Origin of the sequence: Streptomyces sp. DT2A-34, assembly GCF_030499515.1 — a bacterium.
In the GTDB taxonomy this organism is placed as follows: domain Bacteria; phylum Actinomycetota; class Actinomycetes; order Streptomycetales; family Streptomycetaceae; genus Streptomyces.
This window is the reverse complement of the sequence record NZ_JASTWJ010000001.1, coordinates 4106465-4123857: the sequence shown is the minus strand read 5'-3', so window position 1 is coordinate 4123857 and position 17393 is coordinate 4106465. Positions and strand designations below refer to the sequence as shown.

The window sequence follows — 17393 nt, the reverse complement described above, 5'->3', positions numbered from 1 at the left end:
GGGGTTCGTGGTCTCGCGTTCCGGTCGGCGTCCACGGCGTCCGCGTGGGACCATGAGAGGGGTGATTCTCCAGGTCAGGAGGCGAATCATGGGACAGGCACGTGAGGTCATGGACCGGCTCACCGCGGCGGTCACCACGCATGCGGACCCCAGGACCATCGGCGAGCTCTACGCGCCGGACGCGGTCGCGTACACCCCCGACGAAGGGGAGATCCGCGGGCGCGACAACATCGCCGAGTACTGGCGGCAGATGACGGACGCGATTCCCGAGGGGTCGTACGAGACGGTGCACTCGTACGAGATCGGGAACACGGCCATCGACGAGGGGTACTTCAGCGGCCGGAACACGGGGCCGATCCAGCTCCCCTCCGGGGACACGCTGCCCCCGACGCAGAAGGAGGTCCGGATCCGCGGGGTGGACCTCGCCACCATCGACGACAGCGGACGGATCGTCGACTACCGGCTCTACTTCGACGAGATGGAGTTCCTGGGCCAGCTGGGGCTGCTGCCCGAAGAGCCCTTGTGAGCGTGCTCCGTCAGCCGCCGTTCCTCGGCGCCCACATGATCACGGCCATGCCGGCGAGGCAGATCAGCGCTCCGGTGACATCCCAGCGGTCGGGGCGGTAGCCGTCGGCGACCATGCCCCAGGCCAGCGAGCCGGCGACGAAGACACCGCCGTACGCGGCGAGGATTCGGCCGAAGTGGGCGTCGGGCTGGAGGGTGGCGACGAAGCCGTACGCGCCGAGGGCCATGACGCCCGCGCCGATCCACAGCCCGCCGCGGTGCTCGCGTACGCCCTGCCAGACCAGCCAGGCGCCGCCGATCTCGAAGAGGGCGGCGGCGACGAAGAGCGCGGCGGAGCGGAGGATGAGCATGCGGGCAGCTTGTCATGGGGCTTCGTGACGGCCCGCGTCACCTGTTGGACGGCGCTTCGTGACGGCTCGCGTCACCTGTTGGACGGCGCCTGCCGGCCGCCCCACGTGGGATACATCCGTCGACCACGGTGGAGTGAGGAGCGACGGTATGCGGCGGATGCGGGTTGCTGGGGTGTGCGGTGCGGCCGTCGTGGCCGCGGTCGGTGGGGTGGCGCCGTATGCCGTGGCTGTGGATGCCGGGGCGGGGGGCCGTCCTGAGGCCGGGCTCGCCTATCACGGTTCCGCCGTCCTGTCCGGCGGCCGGGTCGACGTACGGTTCACGCCGCACAATCACGGGCCGAGCGCCCTGCCGGCCTCGGCGGTACGGCTGCGCTGGTCGGAGCCGTTGGCGGAGCGGCAGGCGTTGCCGGAGGGGTGTGGGCGGGCGGGGGAGCGGATGGTGATGTGCCGGGTCGGGGCGCTGGACGCCGCCCGGGCGGGGAAGCAGATCGGTCTGCGGGTGGCGCTGCGGGGCGCGCCGTCGGAGGTGCTGCTGGAGTTCGGCACGGTGCGGCGGGGTGGGGCGGCGGACGGCCACCGCGGGACGGACCAGCAGCGGGTGCTGGTGCTGGACACGGGGGACGCCTACTACTTCTGACGCCCCCTAACCCCCGGCCCTCGCCTCCCCGGCCCTCGCCTCCCCGGCCCCCGCCTCCGCGGCGTACGCCGTCGGCGGCACCCCCACTGTCGCCGTGAAGTCCCGTACCAGATGGGCCTGGTCGGCGTAGCCGAGTTCGGTGGCGAGGGTGGCCCAGTCGACGTCGGTGCGGGTGCCGGCGTGTTCCAGGGCCTCGTGGATGCGGTAGCGCAGGATCACCCACTTGGGACTCACGCCGACGTACATGGCGAAGAGCCGTTGCAGCGCCCGCACCGACAGGCCCTGCGCCCGGGCGAAGTCGCCGACGCGGCGGACCGTGCGGTCGGCGCGGATGTGCCGGACGAGGGCCGTGGCGAGGTCGGCCTGCGGGTCCGGGGTGCAGGGGAGGGCGTGGAGGAAGGCGTCGAGGGCGGCGACCCGGGCGTGGTCGTCGGCGGGGGTGACGATCGCGTGGGCGGCGTCGCCCGTCGCCTGCGGGAACACCTCCTGGGCGGGCAGCGCGCGGCCCGTCCACCGGGACACCGATGCCTCGGGGGTGTACGGCCGGAATCCGCCGGGCCGGAACTTCACCCCGCAGACCCGGCCCTGTCCGGTCAGCTTCCGGGTGTACAGACCGAGCGCGACCCCCGTGACCTCGCCGCACGGCGGGCCCTCATCCTCGTCCCACTGGAAGGTGAGGTTGACGGCCGGGTGCGGAACGATGTGGGAGGCGTAGGGCGTGGGCAGGTCCCAGTCGATCAGCCAGTACCACTCGACGTACCGGCGCAACGGCTCGGCGGGCTCGTGGCGGCGGAACCGTACGCGGGTCAGCAGGCCGGACGGGTCGACGATCCCGCGGGTGTCGTGGCGGGGTGCCTCCATGGCCGGATCGTACGTCGGGTTTCGGCGGGCGTCGCGTTTCTTCAAGAAGGGCGAGGGGCGGTTTTCCTACGGTCGAGGCATGGACACGAACGAGGCGAAGACATACGGCATCGGTGAGCTGCTGGCCATGGCGCGCGAGCGGGCGGTTCCGGTGGTCCGGGGGGTCCCGGACCCGGCCCTCGGCGCTCCCACGCCCTGCACGGAGTACGACGTGAAGGGACTGGTCAATCACCTGTTCCAGGTGATCGTGCAGTTCCAGCGGCTGGCCGCGAAGGAGGCGTCGCAGTTCGGGGAGAGCACGCCCGACCGGGTGGCCGAGGGGCCGGACTGGCGGGAGCGGCTCGTGGCCGAGGCGGACCGGCTGGTGGCGGCCTGGTCGGTGCCCGGCGCCGAGGAGGGCACCACCGGGGCGATGGACATGCCCGCGCGGCTGGTCGGCTCGATGGCGCTGCTCGATCTGACCGTGCATGTGTGGGACCTGGCGCGGGCGACGGGCCAGGACTACCCGGGTGCCGATGAAGCGGTCGTGGCGGAGCTGGCCGGCGCGGTGGACGAGCTGGCGCCTACGGCCAGGAAGATGGGGGTGTTCGGGGAGCCGGTGCCGGAGGCGGAGGGTGCCTCGGCGTTCGAGCGGCTGCTGGCGCGGACCGGGCGGGATCCGCGCTGGGAATAGGCCTCGGCGGGTCGTCGTTCTCCGGGCACGCGGTTATGGTTGAACCGTAAACAACCTGGAGGGTGAGCGACCATGCAGTTCGGGATCTCCAGCGTCGGCAACGTCACGCCGGACCCCACCACGGGCCGTACACCGACCGAGCGCGACCGCATCAAGGCCATGGTCGCCATCGCGCTGAAGGCCGAGGAGGTGGGGCTCGACGTCTTCGCGACCGGCGAGCACCACAACCCGCCGTTCGTGCCGTCGTCGCCGACGACGATGCTCGGCTACCTCGCGGCGCGGACCGAGCGGCTGATCCTCTCCACCGCCACCACCCTCATCACCACCAACGACCCGGTGAAGATCGCCGAGGACTTCGCGATGCTCCAGCACCTGGCCGACGGCCGGGTCGACCTGATGATGGGGCGCGGCAACACCGGCCCGGTCTACCCGTGGTTCGGCCAGGACATCCGGCAGGGCATCAACCTCGCCATCGAGAACTATGCATTGCGATGATCTGGTGACGTGGAGTTGTGATGGTGTGCCTTTGCTCCGCTCGGAGCGTCGCGGCAGGGCCTGCCGGAGGGGTGACACCGCGTCAGCGGTCGAGCGCTCGTGAACCTCAGCCCTCGGGCTGGAATCCTCTCGCTCCGGCGAGAGGAGGAGGTCAAAACAACATCTTCTGGCCCCCGCAGAAGGGGGAAGGCGCCCAAGGGTCGAGCTGTACCGGACCCTTCAGCGCACATCAGGACGGGCACGTCCCGGCAGACAGTAGTCGGCCGGGACGTGCCCGTTTTCATGCGCCGCAACTCCCAGGACGCGGTGCGCGAGTTCCGGCCGTACTTCGACGTCGCGCCGGTGTACGGGCACGGGCCGTCGTTGGAGGACTTCACCGCCCAGACGCGGCTGACCGTCGGGACGCCGGAGCAGGTCATCGAGAAGACCCTGACCTTCCGCGAGTACGCGGGCGACTACCAGCGCCAGCTGTTCCTCGTCGACCACGCCGGGCTGCCGCTGAAGACCGTCCTGGAGCAGATCGACATGCTCGGGGAGGAGGTCGCACCGGTGCTGCGTAAGGAGTTCGCGTCCGGGCGGCCGGCGGAGGTGCCGGAGGCGCCCACGCACGCGGCGCTTTCCAGCCCGTCCGGCGATTGAGGACGAGGCCGTTCAGGCCGAACGGGGGTCTGGGGGCGGAGCCCCCAGGGGCGGCCGTGTGAGGGTGAGAGCCCAGTAAGAAGGGTGATCATAAGTGCCCCATCACGGCTCAACCGCCGGAGGCCTTGGCACACTGAACCCGTGCCCCACACTGTTCTCCTCGCCGAAGACGACCGCGCCATCCGCAACGCCCTGGAGCGCGCGCTGACCCTGGAGGGTTACCAGGTCACCGCGGTCGCCGACGGAGTCGAGGCGCTGGCGCAGGCCCATCGCACGCCGCCGGACGTGCTCGTGCTGGACGTGATGATGCCCGGCATAGACGGGCTGCAGGTGTGCCGGGTGCTGCGCGCCGAGGGCGACCGCACCCCGATTCTGATGCTGACCGCGCTCGTGGAGACCCAGGACCGCATCGCCGGCCTGGACGCGGGCGCCGACGACTACGTCGTGAAGCCCTTCGACGTCGAGGAGGTCTTCGCCCGGCTGCGCGCCCTGCTGCGCCGCACCAGCGAGGCGAACGGCGCCCCCGTCGACGTACCGAAGCAGACCCCCGAGACAACGTCCGGCCGGCTGATCGAGGCGGCCGGGCTGCGGATGGACCCGCAGGCGCGGCGGGCGTGGCGGGGCGCGCGGGAGCTGGAGCTGACGCGGACCGAGTTCGAGCTGCTGGAGCTGCTGGTCCGCAACGCCGGCATCGTCCTGGACCACTCCACCATCTACGACCGTATCTGGGGCTACGACTTCGGCCCCGGCTCCAAGAACCTCGCCGTCTACGTCGGCTACCTGCGCCGCAAGCTCGACGATCCGGGTATGCCGCAGCTGATCCACACGGTGCGCGGGGTGGGTTACGTGCTGCGGGAGGACTGAGTGGGCCGGGCCCGCCGTCGGCTCGGGCGGCTGCTGACGGGGCGGCGCAGAAGCGGGCTCGGCACGACCTTCGCCGTGTCCTTCGCGGCCGTGACCGCCGTCGTCACCGTCCTGGTCGGGCTGCTTTCGTACACCGCCGCCGCCCGGCTGGTGCGGGTGGACCAGGAGTCGGTGTTCGACGAGGTCGTGCAGGATCTTCGGGGCGAGGTGCGGGAGCGGCCGATGACTCCGGAGGACTTCTCGTCCTCCGCGCCCGGCCACGATCTCGTACGGCCCGCCCGGACCGATGTGCAGGTGCTGGGCTCGGACGGCGCGGTCGTCGACCCGGGCCGGCCGGGGCTGCCGGTGACGGCCGCCGACCGGCGGATCGCGGCGGACGCGACGGCCGGGCGGATGGTCCAGTACAAGGACACACGCGTCGGCAGCGACGTCTACCGCGTCGCGACCGTCGCGCTGGGCGGCGGGCGGGGCGCGGTGCAGGTGGCCCAGGAGTTCAGTGACACGGAGGATCTGCTGCGGGCGCTGCAGCAGCGGACGTTGCTGCTGATGGCGGCGGTGGTCACGCTCGCGGGACTCTTCGGCTGGTGGCTGGCCCGGCGCATCACGCGCCGCCTGGTCGTCCTCACCGCTGCCGCCGAGGACGTCGCCCGCACCCGGCGGCTCGGCATCCAGGTGCCGGTCACGGGATACGACGAGGTGGGCCGCCTGGGCCGCGCCTTCGACCGCATGCTGGGCCGGCTGGCCCAGTCGGAGGAGGACCAGCGGCGACTGGTGCAGGACGCGGGCCACGAGCTGCGTACGCCGCTCACCTCCCTGCGGACGAACATCTCCCTGCTGCGCCGCATCGACGAGCTGCCGCCCGCCACCCGTGACGAGCTGGTGGCCGACCTGGGCCAGGAGGCGCGCGAACTCACCGACCTGGTCAACGAGTTGGTCGACCTGGCGGCCGGGCAGTCCGACACCGAGCCGGTCCAGCGGGTGGACCTCGCCGACATCGCCGAAGAGGTCGCGGGGCTCGCCCGGCGGCGTACGGGGCGGCGGATCGTGGTCCGCGCGAGCGGCGAGACGACGACGGACGGGCGGCCGGGGCTGCTCCAGCGGGCGGTGACCAACCTCGTCGAGAACGCGGCGAAGTTCGACCGCGACGGCTTCGCGCCGATCGAGATCAACGTCGCCGGGCCCGCCCGTCCCGGGACCGTGCGCGTCGAGGTCCTCGACCGGGGGCCGGGTATCGCCGAGGACGACCTGATCCGGGTCTTCGACCGCTTCTACCGTGCCGCCGACGCGCGGTCGCTGCCCGGTTCGGGGCTGGGGCTGTCGATCGTGCGGGAGGTGGCGCTGTCGCACGGGGGAGCGCCGTTCGCCTTCCGGCGGGACGGGGGCGGGGCGGTGATCGGGTTCACGGTGGGGGGTTCGGCCTGAGCGGCTGCGCCGGCTGAGCGGCTGAGCGGCTTCCCTCTCGATTCCCGCCGGGGATGGGCCAGTATCTCTTCGGGGCGGCCGTGAGCCGTGCCCGGTGGGCGAGGGGAGGAACGTCATCGTGCTGAACGACGTGGAGAGCGCCGTCCTGGCGGAGATCGACGAGGCCGGGATCGGGCGGACACTGCCGGAGTTGATCGCGGTGCCGAGCGTGACCGGGAGCGCGGCCGAGTCGGAGCTTCAGCATCTGCTGGCGGGGCGGCTGGAGCGGCTCGGGCTGGATGTCGACCTGTGGTCCATGGACCTGGACGCGTTGCGCGCGCATCCCGACTTCCCGGGGGCGGAGGCGGAGCGGGAGGAGGCGTGGGGGCTGGTCGGGGTGACGGAGGCTGGGGGAGACGGGCCCACATTTGTCATGCAGGGGCATGTTGATGTCGTCCCGCCCGGGGATCTGGCGGCGTGGGCCGGGGATCCGTTCGTGCCGAGGGTGGTCGGGGACGTCGTACACGGCCGCGGGGCCTGTGACATGAAGGCCGGACTGGTGGCCCACCTCGCCGCGCTCGGGGCGATACGGGCCGCCGGGGTGCGGTTGCGTGGGCGGGTGGGTGTGCACTTCGTGGTGGGGGAGGAGGACGGTGGGCTCGGTGCGTTCGGCACGCTGCGGCGCGGCCACCGGGGGGACGTCTGCGTCATCACCGAGCCGACGGGTGGCGCGCTCGTCACCGCGAACGCCGGGGCGTTGACCTTCCGTCTCGCTGTGCCCGGTAAGGCGGCGCACGGCAGTTCGCGGGATCAGGGGGTGAGCGCGATCGATGCGTATGTGCCGTTGCACCGGGCGCTGGCTCGGCTGGAGGCCGAGCGGAACCGGGACGTGCATCCCCTGATGGCCGAGCATCCGATCCCGTACGCCCTGTCGGTGGGCACCGTGCGCGCCGGGGACTGGGCGAGCAGCGTGCCCGATCTGCTGGTCGCCGAGGGGCGGTTGGGGGTGCGGTTGGGGGAGGAACCGGCGGAGGCGCGGGGTGCTTTTGAGCGGTGCGTGGCGGAGGCGTGCGCTGGTGATCCCTGGTTGCGTGAGCATCCGGCGGTCGTGAGCTGGCCGGGCGGGCAGTTCGCGAGCGGGCGGCTGCCGGAGGGGCATCCGTTGCCGGAGGTGATACGGGGTGCCCGGGCCGATGTCGTGGGCGGTGGGGGCGGGTTGCGGGAGTGCGGGGCGCCGTACGGGAGTGATCTGCGGTTGTATGCCGGGGCGGGGATACCGACGTTGCAGTTCGGGCCGGGGGACATTCGGGTGGCGCACAGTGAGCGGGAGCTGGTGTCGATCGCCGAAGTGGTCGAGGTGGCGCGGACGTTGGCGGTGACGGTGTTGCGGACGGTGGGGACGAAGTAGGCGAAGGGGATTGCTGGTCGGCCACTACACGCTGCGTGCCGCGTGCAGGTTCGCACGCACCGTTTTCGTCATGGGGTGCTCCTGTCCGAGAACGCGTTCGCAATCGGCGAGGGCCTGCTCGTACAGCGGGATGGCTCGTGCCAGGTCTCCCGCCGAGCTGTACGCGTATGCCAGGTTGTTCCGGGAGATCAGCGTGCTGGGGTGGTCCTCACCGAGCAGTCGGAGCCGGTCGGCGAGGTTCTGCTCGTACAGTGGGATGGCTCGGGCGAGATCCCCCGCCGACTGGTACGCGCCCGCCAGGTTGTTCCGGCAGGCCAGCGTGTGGGGGTGGTTTTTACCGAGTACCCGGACGATGTCGCCGAGGTTCTGCTCGTACAGCGGGAATGATCGGGCCAGATCCCCCGCCGATTCGTACGCGTATGCCAGGTTGTTCCGGGAGGTCAGAGTGTCGGGGTGGTCCTCACCGAGCAGTCGGAGCCGGTCGGCGAGGTTCTGCTCGTACAGTGGGATGGCTCGCGTCAGATCGTCCGCTGCAGCGTACGCGCCCGCCAGGTTGTTTTGGGACAGCAGTGTTTTGGGGTGGTCCTCACCGAGCAGCCGGAGCCGGTCGGCGACGTTCTGCTCGTACAGTGCGATGGCTCGGGCGAGATCCCCCGCGGACTCGTACGCGCCCGCCAGGTTGTTCCGGGAGATCAGCGTATTGGGGTGGTCCTCACCAAGTACACGCTGGTCGATGGCATGAGCCCGGAGGAAGTACGCGAGGGCGAACTGTAGTGCGCCTTGGTCCCTTCGGAACGTGGCGGCCGCGTCCAGCAGATGCGACATGTCGAGCGTGTCCTGCTCGGGCGTGATGTGCTTGGCCAGGGCATCGACGTGCGGAAGTAGCTGCTGGCACTGGGGCCAGTGCTGCGGCAATTCCGCATCGGCGGGGAACGCGTTACGGAGACGGCTGGTGGCCTCGTGGCGGCCATGGGCGATGTCGGCATCCTGCCGGTGGGGATCGTCGTCCTGCGGAGTGCGGGCAAGGGCCTGCACGAGCCGGTGGACTGAGAGGGTGCCGTCGGCGTTCTCCGCGATCATGCTGTACGCGGCCAGCCGCCCAACCGCCGCGGCGAGGACGGGTGGTGGGGCAAGGCCGTCGAGCAGGGCGCGCGGGATGTGGTCGGGGGCGTACCAGGCCAGGATCCGCAGCACCTGCCCTGCGAGGGGCATGTCCGCAAGGCGGTCCAGGGTGATGCGCCAGATCCGTGCCACCGTCCGCCCGGCGTCCGTACCCGAGGGACCGAGCGCGTACGTGTCGGCCGGCCATTGGCGCAGCATGTCCAGGTAGGCGCGCGGCGTCGTGCCACTCTCGTGACAGAACGCGGCGGCCTGCTCCACGGCGAGTGCCAAGTGCCCGAGCTCGTCGCACACTTCACGTGCGCCACTGGTCTCCCGCGGCCCGTCGTGGGTGAGAATGCGGGTGAACAGCTCGACCGACTCGTCCGGATCGAACACGTCCAGGCGGAGCGTGGTCGTCAACCGGTGCCAACCCGTCGCCCGGCGCGTCGTGACCAGGATGCGCCCTCGATCGGGGACCCGGTCCAGCAGCGGGCCGATGTGGTCGGGATGGTCGACGTTGTCCAGCACCAGCAGCCAGTCCCCGTGACCGGCCAGCCACGCCAACGCCCGCTCCTTCTGCAACTCCACCGGCAACCCGGCCAGCCCCGGCTGCAGCGCGCACGCCAGTTCAGCCAGCCCGGCGTCCACGGCGGCCGGGCTGTCGGCGGTGATCCACCACCGCAACCGAGCCGTCGCCCGGTGCGCGGCCCAGCGGGCGGCCAGTGTTGACTTGCCCACCCCGCCCAGGCCGCTCACCGCCCGCAGCACCACCCCGCCCGGAGCGGCGAGTGTGGCGTCCAGCTGATCAAGCGCCGAGTCCCGGCCGACGAACAGCTCGGTCAGGGGGATGTTCGACACCCCATCGGCCACGGCGTCTTCCGGGATCGGACCGTACGCCTCCGCGGGCAGCGCCTGCTCGGCATGCACCGCAACGGAGTTCACGACATCGCGCCCGGCCGCGTTGGAGCCCGAGGAGGCCGACACCCCTGCGGCCATGGCCGGTTCGCTCGACACGTCTCTGCCGGGCTGCTGCTTGCGTTTCCTCATCACTGACCGTGCTGCGCCGTCGACCCGTCGATGTCCCCACCAGCCGCGTTCGATCCGCCGGTCGCCCGGATCCCCGGTCCGCCGGTCGGCGATGTGCCCGCGCCCGGCGTCGTATCCCGCGCCTGAGCGTTGCGAATGGTGCCGCGGGCCGCGTTCGAGCCGGCCTCAGCCTGCACCGGCTCCACAGGAGAGGGCGCGCTCGCCGCCCCGACCCTGAGCTGCCACAGCCCGACCCCCAACGCCGCGATCCCGGCCACCGAGCCGATCACGCCCGCGGCCTGACTCGACCGTTCCAGATCCGCCGTCGCCACCCACACCAGCAGCACGACCGCCGCGACGGCGCCCACCGCGGTCAATGTCCACCAAAGAGCCTTCTGCCAGCCGGTCATGAGGACATGTTGGCCTACCGGCAAGATCAAACCGACGTTTTCCTCAATCTGCCTTCAGGGTGCTGAGCAGGGCGTGGAGGGCGGTGGGAGTGGGGGTGAGGATTGCGGTGGGCTCGTCGCTTTCGCGGAGGTGGAGGGTGGTGGGGGTGGCGGCTATCTCCAGGCAGTCCGTGTCCTCGGGCCCTGCCGAGAACGACGACTTCTGCCAATGGAGGGCTTCAGACACGGGTGGCCTTTCACAGTTCCTGGGCGATTCTTCGGATGAGGTCAAGTGAAGCATCCTGCGGGAGAGCGGTGCTGTCCACGCGTTCGAGGAGAGCTCGGTAGCGGTTCAGTTGAGCGGTGGCATCGATGAACTCGGCCCCGTGCGGTGTGTCGATCTGCACGGTGTCGAGTTGTGGGACGGCTCCGCCGAGGTACTGCATGGCGAAGCCCGCCCCTGCGAAACCGTCGGCCGCGAACGGGATCACGCGAATCGTGACGTTCGTCCGCTCGGACGCTCGAAGGAGATGTTCGAGTTGAGCCCGGGCGACCTTGGGGCCGCCGACACGCATGCGCAGAGCGGCTTCGTGAATGATCGCGTCATACGGCATTCCCGACTCGAGTACTTCCTGGCGTCGCATCCGGAACGAGACGCGTGCCTCATGCTCGCTCTCCGGACGGTTCGGCTCGACGAACATCGAGGCCGCGTGGACGTACTCCTCGGCCTGAAGAACCCCCGGGATGTGCACGACCTGGAACGTGCGGATGCAGGACGCGTGGTGCTCCAACTCGGCGAGGTCGAGGGCCCGGGGGCGGATGACCCCGCGGTACTCCTCCCACCATCCCTTGTCAGGGGACCACTTGGCCATCTCGACAAGCGCGTCGACGAGTTTTGCATCGTCGCAGGCGTAGAACCCGGCCATGCTGCGCAGCCGCTCTTCGCTGATCCCGAACCGCCCCGCCTCGATGTGACTGATCTGCGTCGGGCTGGTGTTCAGGAACTCGGCAGCCTGGCGGTTCGATACGCCCCCGGCCTCACGTAACTTGCGCATCTCCGCTCCCAACCGCACCTGACGGGCCGTGGGGTTGGGTTTCGCTGGCATTCAGTCCTCCTGGTGACGATTTCCGGGAAACGTTGAGGCGCCTCAACGATTGCCGCTACTGTCGCAACGTACCTCACGGAGCGTGCCTGCCTGGTCACGCATCCGCAAATCACGTACGCCCGCAGCTCGTTGGAAGTGCCACCCCGGCCCGTCGACACCCGGGGCGCCGGACAGCAACGCGGCCGGGTTCGGCAACCAACCCTCACTTCACCGGAGTTGATCCTCCATGCCCTCGTACACCCTCGTCTGCCCACCCCTCGAAACCTCCCCCCCCGCATCGCCCGCGACTTCGTCGCCACCGTCCTCCGCGAACTGCGACTCGACGCCGAAGTCGTCGACGACGCCACCCTCTGCACCTCCGAACTCGTCACGAACGCCTGTGTGCGCGCCAAGGGCGGTGACGGGGCCGCGCTGTGGCTCGGGGTGGAGGGCGGACGGGTGCGGGTTGTCGTGTACGACCGGGACGAAAGTCCGCCGGTGGCCAAGGAACTGGCCCCCGACGCGTGGGAGACGGGTGGGCGCGGGCTGTATCTCGTGGACGCACTCACCCATGGCCAATGGGGGCACGGCCCCGCCATGCCGTACGGGAAAGCCGTATGGTTCGACCTCGCTGTGAAGGCGCCCGCACCCGTGTACTGAAAGGGTTCTGAGCCTGCGCCCGCCCGTATGAAGTCCCATGAGGACGACCGCTGCCGGCCCAGCCGCTCCGCGTCCGGCGCCTTCAGCAGACCATCAGTCGGCCGCCGACCGCGTCCGCCGGGCGTACGCCCGAGCCGCCCTGGCCCGGTCCCCGCAGCGCGTGCAGCACCAGTGGCGGCGGCCGTGCCGGAGCAGATAGCGGTTGCAGGGCGGGGATCCGCAGGCCGTGAGACGTTCCGCGTCGGGGGAGGTGAGCAGGTCGGCGGCGTCGGCGGCGAGGGTCGCCAGGGCGTGGTCGACGATCTCGGTGGTGGGGTGCGGGGCCGCGCGGTAGGGGCCGTTCTTCTCGTCCCACTGGAGGAGCGGGGCCGTCGGAACCCTGGTCAGCGCGTCGTTCACGGCGGCGAGGGCGGCGGGGAGGGCGGGCAGCGCCTCGACCCGCGAGGCGAACAGCGCCCGGATCTGCTCCCGCAGCGAGCGCAGCTGTGCGGCGCACATGTCCCGCATCCCGGCGTCGACCGGAGCGAGGCCACGCTCGGTGAGCCACCGGTTCGCCGCGGCCGGGGTGCCGATGAGGTCGACGAACTGCCCGCCCGGCACCGCGATGACGCTGTTGACGAGGGCGAGCGACGGGTACTGCTCCGCCCCCGGCGCGGGCGGCAGCGGGGGCTCGACGGTCTCGGGCTCCGTGGTCGCGGTCTCCTCGGCGGCGGGCTCCCTGGTCGCGGTCTCCTTCACGGCTCTCACGATACGGCCCGCCGGAGGGGACGTATCGCGCGGATGACCGGCCGCCCAGGCAGGGCACCCCGTCGATCAGCCGGTCCGACGACCCTCCCGATCAGCCCCGTGACCCTCCCGGTCAATCCTTGATCGTGGTGAGGATGATTGCCTGCAACTGCTCGGCGGTCCGGTCGAGGGGCTGGGTGCTGCGCTGGGCGCGGCACATGGCCACGGTCCCCTCGACGGCCGCGACGATGAGCGTCGCGAGCTGTCCGGCCTGCTCGGGCTCGGCGCCGTGCTCACGCAGCGAGGCGGCCAGCAGCTCTTCCCACTCGTCGAAGACCTCGGCGGCGGCCGTCCTGATGGCGGCCGTCAGGACGGGGGCGTCCCGTCGGCGGGCGTCTCATCGGCCGGGGCCCGGTCGGCCGGTGTCTCGTCGGGGGGCTCCTCGATGGAGACGGCGAGGACCGGGCAGCCGGCCCGGAAGTCGGCCTCAGGCGGGATACGCGTGTGTCTGGGCCGCCTTGACCGTCGCCCAGACCGTGGCGCCGGGGCGGAGGTCGAGTTCGGCGGCGGCGACCGTGGTGAGGTCGGCGGCCAGGGGGAGTTCGCCGGTGAGGGCGGCGCGGAGCTGGTCGCCGTGGGTTTCCAGGCCGGCCACCTCGCAGCGCCAGAGGTTGCGGGCGCTGGAGCCGGTGGGGCGGTCGCGGTGGAGGGTGACCGCGCTGGGCGGGAAGGCCACGAAGGCAGGGCCGGCGAGAGCCTCCGTGGTCGTGATCGTGACCGCGGGGGCGCCGTCCACGCGGACCATGTGTCCCTCGGCCTGACCCCGGTAGAGGTTGAGGCCGACCAGGTGGGCGATGTAGTCGGTGCGCGGGTGGCGGGCGATGTCGGCAGGGGTGCCCTCCTGGACGATACGGCCGTCCTCGATGACGACGAGGTGGTCGGCCAGGACCATGGCGTCCAGCGGATCGTGCGTGACGAGTACGGCGACCGCCTCGAAGTCGGCCAGGTGGTGGCGGAGTTGGGCGCGTACGTCGAGGCGGGTACGGGCGTCGAGGGCGGCGAGGGGTTCGTCGAGGAGGAGCAGACGGGGGTGGGTGGCCAGGGCGCGGGCGAGGGCAACGCGCTGGGCCTGGCCGCCGGAGAGGCGGCGGGGCTTGGCACCGGCGTGGTCGGCGAGACCCATGCGCTCCAGCCACTCGGCGGCCTGGGCACGAGCCTCCGCCTTGCCGGCGCCGTGGCAGCGCGGCCCGAAGGCCACGTTGTCCAGTGCGGTGAGGTGCGGGAAGAGCAGGTAGTCCTGGAAGACGACCCCGACCGGGCGGGACTCCGGCGGCGTACGGTCCAACTCCGCGCCGTCCAGCCGCAGATGGCCGTCGGTGAGCGGGACGAGACCGGCGAGTGCGCGCAGGGCGGTGGTCTTGCCGGCGCCGTTGGGCCCGAGGAGCGCGACCACGTCACCGGGGGCCGCGGCCAGCGCCACGTCCAGGCGGAAGGAGCCGCGCTCGACCACCAGCCGGGCGTCGAGTCCCTCACGGCGGGCGTCAGTGCCCTCATGTGCGGGGACGGGGGCGCCGCCAGTGCTCTGCGTGGCCTTCGTGCTCTGCCTGCTCTTCGTGCTCTTCTCGATGTCGGTCATGAGGCGGTCATCCAGCGATCACGCAGTCCCGCCAGGACAGCGATGGACACGGCCAGCAGGACGAGGCTGAGGGCGATCGCGGCCTCCGGGTCGCTCTGCAACGCCAGATACACGGCGAGCGGCATGGTCTGCGTACGCCCGGGGAAGTTGCCGGCGAAGGTGATGGTCGCGCCGAACTCGCCGAGCGCCCGGGCCCAGGCCAGTACGGCGCCGGCCGCGATGCCGGGCGCGATCAGCGGCAGCGTGACCCGGCGGAACGCGGTGAAGCGGGAGGCGCCCAGGGTGGTGGCGGCCTCCTCGTAGCGGGGGTCGGCGGCCCGCAGGGTGCCCTCGACGCTGATCACGAGGAAGGGCATGGCGACGAACGCCTCCGCGACCACGACCCCGGCGGTGGTGAAGGGCAGGGTGATCCCGAACCACGCGTCCAGCCACTTTCCGATGACGCCGTTGCGGCCGAGCGCCATCAGCAGGGCCACACCCCCGACCACCGGGGGCAACACCAGGGGCAGGGTGACGAGGGCCCGTACGATCCCCCGCCCGGGAAACTCGACCCGGGCCAGCAGCCAGGCCAGCGGCACCCCGATCACCAGGCTCACCGCGGTCGCCGCCGTCGCGCAGACCAGCGACAACTGCAGGGCCTGCCACACCTCCGTGCTGGTCAGCAGGTCCGGCATGCTCCGCCACGGGGCCCGGATCAGCAGCGCGACGAGCGGGAGGACCAGGAACGCCAGGCCGATCAGCGCGGGCAGGAGGAGCGGCAGCGGGGCGCTCCCGCGGATGCGGCGGCGCCGCGGGCCACCGGTCAGGGTGTCCGCGGCGTCGGCCTTGTCCGGGGAGGGCGGGGAGGACGGGGAGGACGGGGAGGACGGAGCGGGGGAGGACGGGGATGTCACGGCTTGAGGAACCCGGCCGCGTTCAGGACCTTCTGGCCCTCGGCGGACCGCACCAGCGCGATGAACGCCTGGGCGGCCCCGGCGTTCGGCGCGTCCTTGAGCAGGGTGATCGGGTAGTCGTTGACGGCGTCGGCCGACTCGGGGAAGTCCACGCCCTCCACCCTGTCACCCGCGGCCTTCACATCGGTCTTGTAGACGACCGCGGCGTCGGCCTCCTTCAGCACCACCTTGTTCAGGGCGGCCTTGACGTCCTCCTCGTAGGAGACCGGGGTGAGCTTCAGCTTGCTCGCGTCCAGGGCCTTCTGGACGGCGGCGCCGCACGGCACCGCCTTGTCACACAGCACGACCTTCAGGTCGGAGTTGGTGAGGTCCTTCAGTGAGGCGACCTTGTCGGGGTTGCCCGGCAGGGTGGCGATCTCCAGCTGGTTGCGCACGAAGGTGGCGGGCGCGCCGGAGGCGGCACCGGCGTCGGTGACGATCTTCATCGTCTGGGGGCTTGCCGAGGCGAACACGTCCGCCGGGGCGCCGCCCGTGATGCTCGCGGCGAGCGCGTCACTGCCGCCGAAGCTGAAGGTCACCTTGGTGCCCGGGTGGGCCTTCTCGAACTCCTTGCCCAGCGTCGTGAAGCTCTCCTTCAGCGAGGCGGCGGCGAAGACGGTCACCGTGCCGGACAGCTTGCCCGAGGCGGACGCCGACGAGGTGGAGTCCGACTTGGCCGACGAGGAGTCGCCCGAGGAGTTGCCCGAGGAGGAGCAGGCGCTCAGGGCCAGCAGGGCGGCGGCGCCCGCGCCGGCCACCTGCAGCGTCCGACGGGTCCGGCGCACGGAACGGGTCATCACGGGTCCACTCCCTCTCTGGTCCTGAACGGACGCCTCACGGCGTGCACGACGCAGATGATAATGCCGCAAGTGCGAGGGGAAAGTCGCCTGTCGCATCGCATGAGCCGGACTCGGTGTCGACTGGCCTGGCATGTGCGTTTGTACGGGACCGGCCTCCGGGTAACTCGTCCCCACCCGGCGACCTCACCCACCCGGCTCGCCGCCCACGCTCGGCAGCTCAGCCGCCGGCCCACTCGGAAGCACTCAGCCGCTCCCCGCTCGCCGGCTCGGAAGCACTCAGCCGCTCCCCGCTCGCCGGCTCGGAAGCACTTCCCCGCGCGCCCGCCCAGCCGCGCGCCCGCCCAGCCGCGCGCCCGCCCAGCCGCGCGCCCGCCCAGCCGCGCGCCCGCCCAGCCGCGCGCCCGCCCAGCCGCGCGCCCGCCCAGCCGCGCGCCCGCGTCGACAGCGGCGCCCTCGCCGGAACGGCCGCCACCACCCGGCCCGTTCAGACGCGGTCGATATGCACGTTCGTCGACTTCACCCGGGCGGTGGCCTCCATCCCGACCTCCAGCCCCAGCTCCTCCACAGCCTCCCGGGTGAGCAGCGAGACGAGCCGGTGCGGTCCGGCCTGGATGTCCACCTGCGCCGCCACGTCACCGAGCTTGATCGCGGTGACGATGCCGGGGAACGCGTTGCGGACCGAGGTGTAGGAGGACTCCTCCTCACCGCTCCCGCCCTGGGCGAGTTCCACGGAGAAGGCGGCCAGGTCCTTCCCGTCGATGAGCCGCTTCCCACCCTCGTCGCGATGGGTGGCCACCCGGCCCGCGTCCGCCCATCGCCGCGCGGTGTCCGGACTCACGCCGAGCAGCCGAGCCGCCTGGCCGATCGTGTATGACTGCATGGGCGACAAGATAGGTCAGGGGTGGGCAGGGGGGCGTACGAGCCAGGCCGCGTCGGTGGTGCGGGACCGCGCACGGCCGCACCAGGCGGTAGTACGGCCGGTCCGGAAAGGCTCCGCGTCGATCGACAAGGCGAAGAAGCCATCCAGGGCCCTGACCCACGGTGCAAAGTCTTGTGCACTACGCCGACCGACACCTTGACCGCGGCGGCGATCTCGCGGATCGACTGGCTTCGACGGGGCGGGCGAGGAACATTCATCACTATCGGCGTCCACCACAGGGGGCGGCCGTCGATGCGGCCGCGGGC

At 71.6% G+C, this 17393-nt stretch carries 18 protein-coding genes and 2 pseudogenes; 9 read left to right on the top strand and 11 right to left on the bottom strand.

Annotated features, from left to right (window positions below):
* The first annotated feature begins 88 nt into the window (after nucleotides 1-88).
* Nucleotides 89-526 (top strand): ester cyclase, encoded by a 438-nt coding sequence (locus QQM39_RS18190; RefSeq protein ID WP_301997938.1) that lies wholly within the window; start codon nucleotides 89-91, stop codon nucleotides 524-526.
* A gap of 10 nt (nucleotides 527-536) precedes the next feature.
* Here QQM39_RS18190 and QQM39_RS18185 read toward each other — a convergent pair whose 3' ends face one another.
* Nucleotides 537-875: a YnfA family protein gene (locus tag QQM39_RS18185; protein ID WP_301997936.1), complete on the bottom strand. Its 339-nt coding sequence runs from the start codon at nucleotides 873-875 to the stop codon at nucleotides 537-539.
* A 148-nt stretch (nucleotides 876-1023) separates the two neighbouring features.
* On the opposite strand from QQM39_RS18185, the gene QQM39_RS18180 reads away from it, so the two are divergent.
* Complete coding sequence (locus tag QQM39_RS18180; protein WP_301997934.1) at nucleotides 1024-1512, top strand: hypothetical protein; 489 nt, start codon at nucleotides 1024-1026, stop codon at nucleotides 1510-1512.
* Between the two features lie 6 nt (nucleotides 1513-1518).
* Here the strand turns inward: QQM39_RS18180 and QQM39_RS18175 are convergent, their stop codons facing one another.
* Nucleotides 1519-2373, bottom strand: a complete 855-nt coding sequence (locus QQM39_RS18175; RefSeq protein ID WP_301997932.1) for a helix-turn-helix domain-containing protein — start codon at nucleotides 2371-2373, stop codon at nucleotides 1519-1521.
* Nucleotides 2374-2452: 79 nt separating this feature from the next.
* Between QQM39_RS18175 and QQM39_RS18170 the strand changes: the two genes are divergently transcribed.
* The 6 genes and pseudogenes from QQM39_RS18170 (at nucleotide 2453) to QQM39_RS18145 (ending at nucleotide 7853) form a co-directional block, all read left to right on the top strand.
* Complete coding sequence (locus tag QQM39_RS18170) at nucleotides 2453-3046, top strand: TIGR03086 family metal-binding protein (RefSeq protein ID WP_301997930.1); 594 nt, start codon at nucleotides 2453-2455, stop codon at nucleotides 3044-3046.
* 72 nt (nucleotides 3047-3118) lie between these two features.
* Nucleotides 3119-3535, top strand: a pseudogene (locus QQM39_RS18165) (LLM class flavin-dependent oxidoreductase); the annotation flags it as partial.
* A 161-nt stretch (nucleotides 3536-3696) separates the two neighbouring features.
* A pseudogene (locus QQM39_RS18160) lies at nucleotides 3697-4180 on the top strand (5,10-methylene tetrahydromethanopterin reductase); the annotation flags it as partial.
* A 141-nt stretch (nucleotides 4181-4321) separates the two neighbouring features.
* Nucleotides 4322-5044, top strand: a complete 723-nt coding sequence (locus tag QQM39_RS18155; RefSeq protein ID WP_301997928.1) for a response regulator transcription factor — start codon at nucleotides 4322-4324, stop codon at nucleotides 5042-5044.
* A gap of 30 nt (nucleotides 5045-5074) precedes the next feature.
* Nucleotides 5075-6466, top strand: coding sequence for a HAMP domain-containing sensor histidine kinase (locus QQM39_RS18150; protein WP_302003623.1), 1392 nt, complete (start codon nucleotides 5075-5077; stop codon nucleotides 6464-6466).
* A gap of 118 nt (nucleotides 6467-6584) precedes the next feature.
* Entirely contained in the window at nucleotides 6585-7853 is a 1269-nt protein-coding gene (locus QQM39_RS18145) for an ArgE/DapE family deacylase (protein ID WP_301997927.1), read from the top strand.
* Between the two features lie 24 nt (nucleotides 7854-7877).
* On the opposite strand, the gene QQM39_RS18140 is transcribed toward QQM39_RS18145, so the two are convergent.
* Genes QQM39_RS18140 through QQM39_RS18125 form a run of 4 tightly spaced genes read right to left on the bottom strand, consistent with a single transcriptional unit; the run spans nucleotide 7878 to nucleotide 11475 of the window.
* Nucleotides 7878-9950, bottom strand: coding sequence for a tetratricopeptide repeat protein (locus QQM39_RS18140; protein WP_301997925.1), 2073 nt, complete (start codon nucleotides 9948-9950; stop codon nucleotides 7878-7880).
* Nucleotides 9951-10000: 50 nt separating this feature from the next.
* A complete protein-coding gene (locus QQM39_RS18135) occupies nucleotides 10001-10390 on the bottom strand; it encodes a hypothetical protein (RefSeq protein WP_301997923.1) in 390 nt (129 codons plus the stop codon).
* Nucleotides 10391-10433: 43 nt separating this feature from the next.
* Complete coding sequence (locus QQM39_RS18130; RefSeq protein WP_301997922.1) at nucleotides 10434-10616, bottom strand: DUF397 domain-containing protein; 183 nt, start codon at nucleotides 10614-10616, stop codon at nucleotides 10434-10436.
* Nucleotides 10617-10626: 10 nt separating this feature from the next.
* The gene (locus QQM39_RS18125) at nucleotides 10627-11475 is read right to left on the bottom strand and encodes a helix-turn-helix transcriptional regulator (RefSeq protein ID WP_301997920.1); all 849 of its coding nucleotides are present in this window, start codon (nucleotides 11473-11475) and stop codon (nucleotides 10627-10629) included.
* A 216-nt stretch (nucleotides 11476-11691) separates the two neighbouring features.
* On the opposite strand from QQM39_RS18125, the gene QQM39_RS18120 reads away from it, so the two are divergent.
* Nucleotides 11692-12114, top strand: a complete 423-nt coding sequence (locus QQM39_RS18120; protein WP_301997919.1) for an ATP-binding protein — start codon at nucleotides 11692-11694, stop codon at nucleotides 12112-12114.
* A 93-nt stretch (nucleotides 12115-12207) separates the two neighbouring features.
* Here QQM39_RS18120 and QQM39_RS18115 read toward each other — a convergent pair whose 3' ends face one another.
* The 5 genes from QQM39_RS18115 to QQM39_RS18095 form a co-directional block, all read right to left on the bottom strand.
* Nucleotides 12208-12777, bottom strand: coding sequence for an ABATE domain-containing protein (locus QQM39_RS18115; RefSeq protein WP_302003622.1), 570 nt, complete (start codon nucleotides 12775-12777; stop codon nucleotides 12208-12210).
* 550 nt (nucleotides 12778-13327) lie between these two features.
* Nucleotides 13328-14476, bottom strand: a complete 1149-nt coding sequence (locus QQM39_RS18110; RefSeq protein WP_301997918.1) for an ABC transporter ATP-binding protein — start codon at nucleotides 14474-14476, stop codon at nucleotides 13328-13330.
* On the bottom strand, nucleotides 14473-15282 hold the full coding sequence (gene modB, locus QQM39_RS18105) for a molybdate ABC transporter permease subunit (RefSeq protein ID WP_302003621.1): 810 nt from the start codon (nucleotides 15280-15282) through the stop codon (nucleotides 14473-14475). The genes QQM39_RS18110 and modB overlap by 4 nt, the downstream gene beginning before the upstream one ends.
* An 83-nt stretch (nucleotides 15283-15365) precedes the next feature.
* Entirely contained in the window at nucleotides 15366-16205 is an 840-nt protein-coding gene (gene modA / locus QQM39_RS18100; RefSeq protein WP_301997917.1) for a molybdate ABC transporter substrate-binding protein, read from the bottom strand.
* Nucleotides 16206-16692: 487 nt separating this feature from the next.
* Complete coding sequence (locus tag QQM39_RS18095; protein WP_301997916.1) at nucleotides 16693-17088, bottom strand: molybdopterin-binding protein; 396 nt, start codon at nucleotides 17086-17088, stop codon at nucleotides 16693-16695.
* Nucleotides 17089-17393: the final 305 nt, after the last annotated feature.

Excerpts from the sequence above, each read along its gene's own strand:
- QQM39_RS18190 (WP_301997938.1), top strand. The coding sequence starts at position 89 with ATGGGACAGGCACGTGAGGTCATGGACCGGCTCACCGCGGCGGTCACC.
- QQM39_RS18185 (WP_301997936.1), bottom strand. The coding sequence starts at position 875 with ATGCTCATCCTCCGCTCCGCCGCGCTCTTCGTCGCCGCCGCCCTCTTC.
- QQM39_RS18180 (WP_301997934.1), top strand. The coding sequence starts at position 1,024 with ATGCGGCGGATGCGGGTTGCTGGGGTGTGCGGTGCGGCCGTCGTGGCC.
- QQM39_RS18175 (WP_301997932.1), bottom strand. The coding sequence starts at position 2,373 with ATGGAGGCACCCCGCCACGACACCCGCGGGATCGTCGACCCGTCCGGC.
- QQM39_RS18170 (WP_301997930.1), top strand. The coding sequence starts at position 2,453 with ATGGACACGAACGAGGCGAAGACATACGGCATCGGTGAGCTGCTGGCC.
- QQM39_RS18140 (WP_301997925.1), bottom strand. The coding sequence starts at position 9,950 with ATGGCCGCAGGGGTGTCGGCCTCCTCGGGCTCCAACGCGGCCGGGCGC.
- QQM39_RS18135 (WP_301997923.1), bottom strand. The coding sequence starts at position 10,390 with ATGACCGGCTGGCAGAAGGCTCTTTGGTGGACATTGACCGCGGTGGGC.
- QQM39_RS18125 (WP_301997920.1), bottom strand. The coding sequence starts at position 11,475 with ATGCCAGCGAAACCCAACCCCACGGCCCGTCAGGTGCGGTTGGGAGCG.
- QQM39_RS18110 (WP_301997918.1), bottom strand. The coding sequence starts at position 14,476 with ATGACCGACATCGAGAAGAGCACGAAGAGCAGGCAGAGCACGAAGGCC.
- modA (WP_301997917.1), bottom strand. The coding sequence starts at position 16,205 with ATGACCCGTTCCGTGCGCCGGACCCGTCGGACGCTGCAGGTGGCCGGC.
- QQM39_RS18095 (WP_301997916.1), bottom strand. The coding sequence starts at position 17,088 with ATGCAGTCATACACGATCGGCCAGGCGGCTCGGCTGCTCGGCGTGAGT.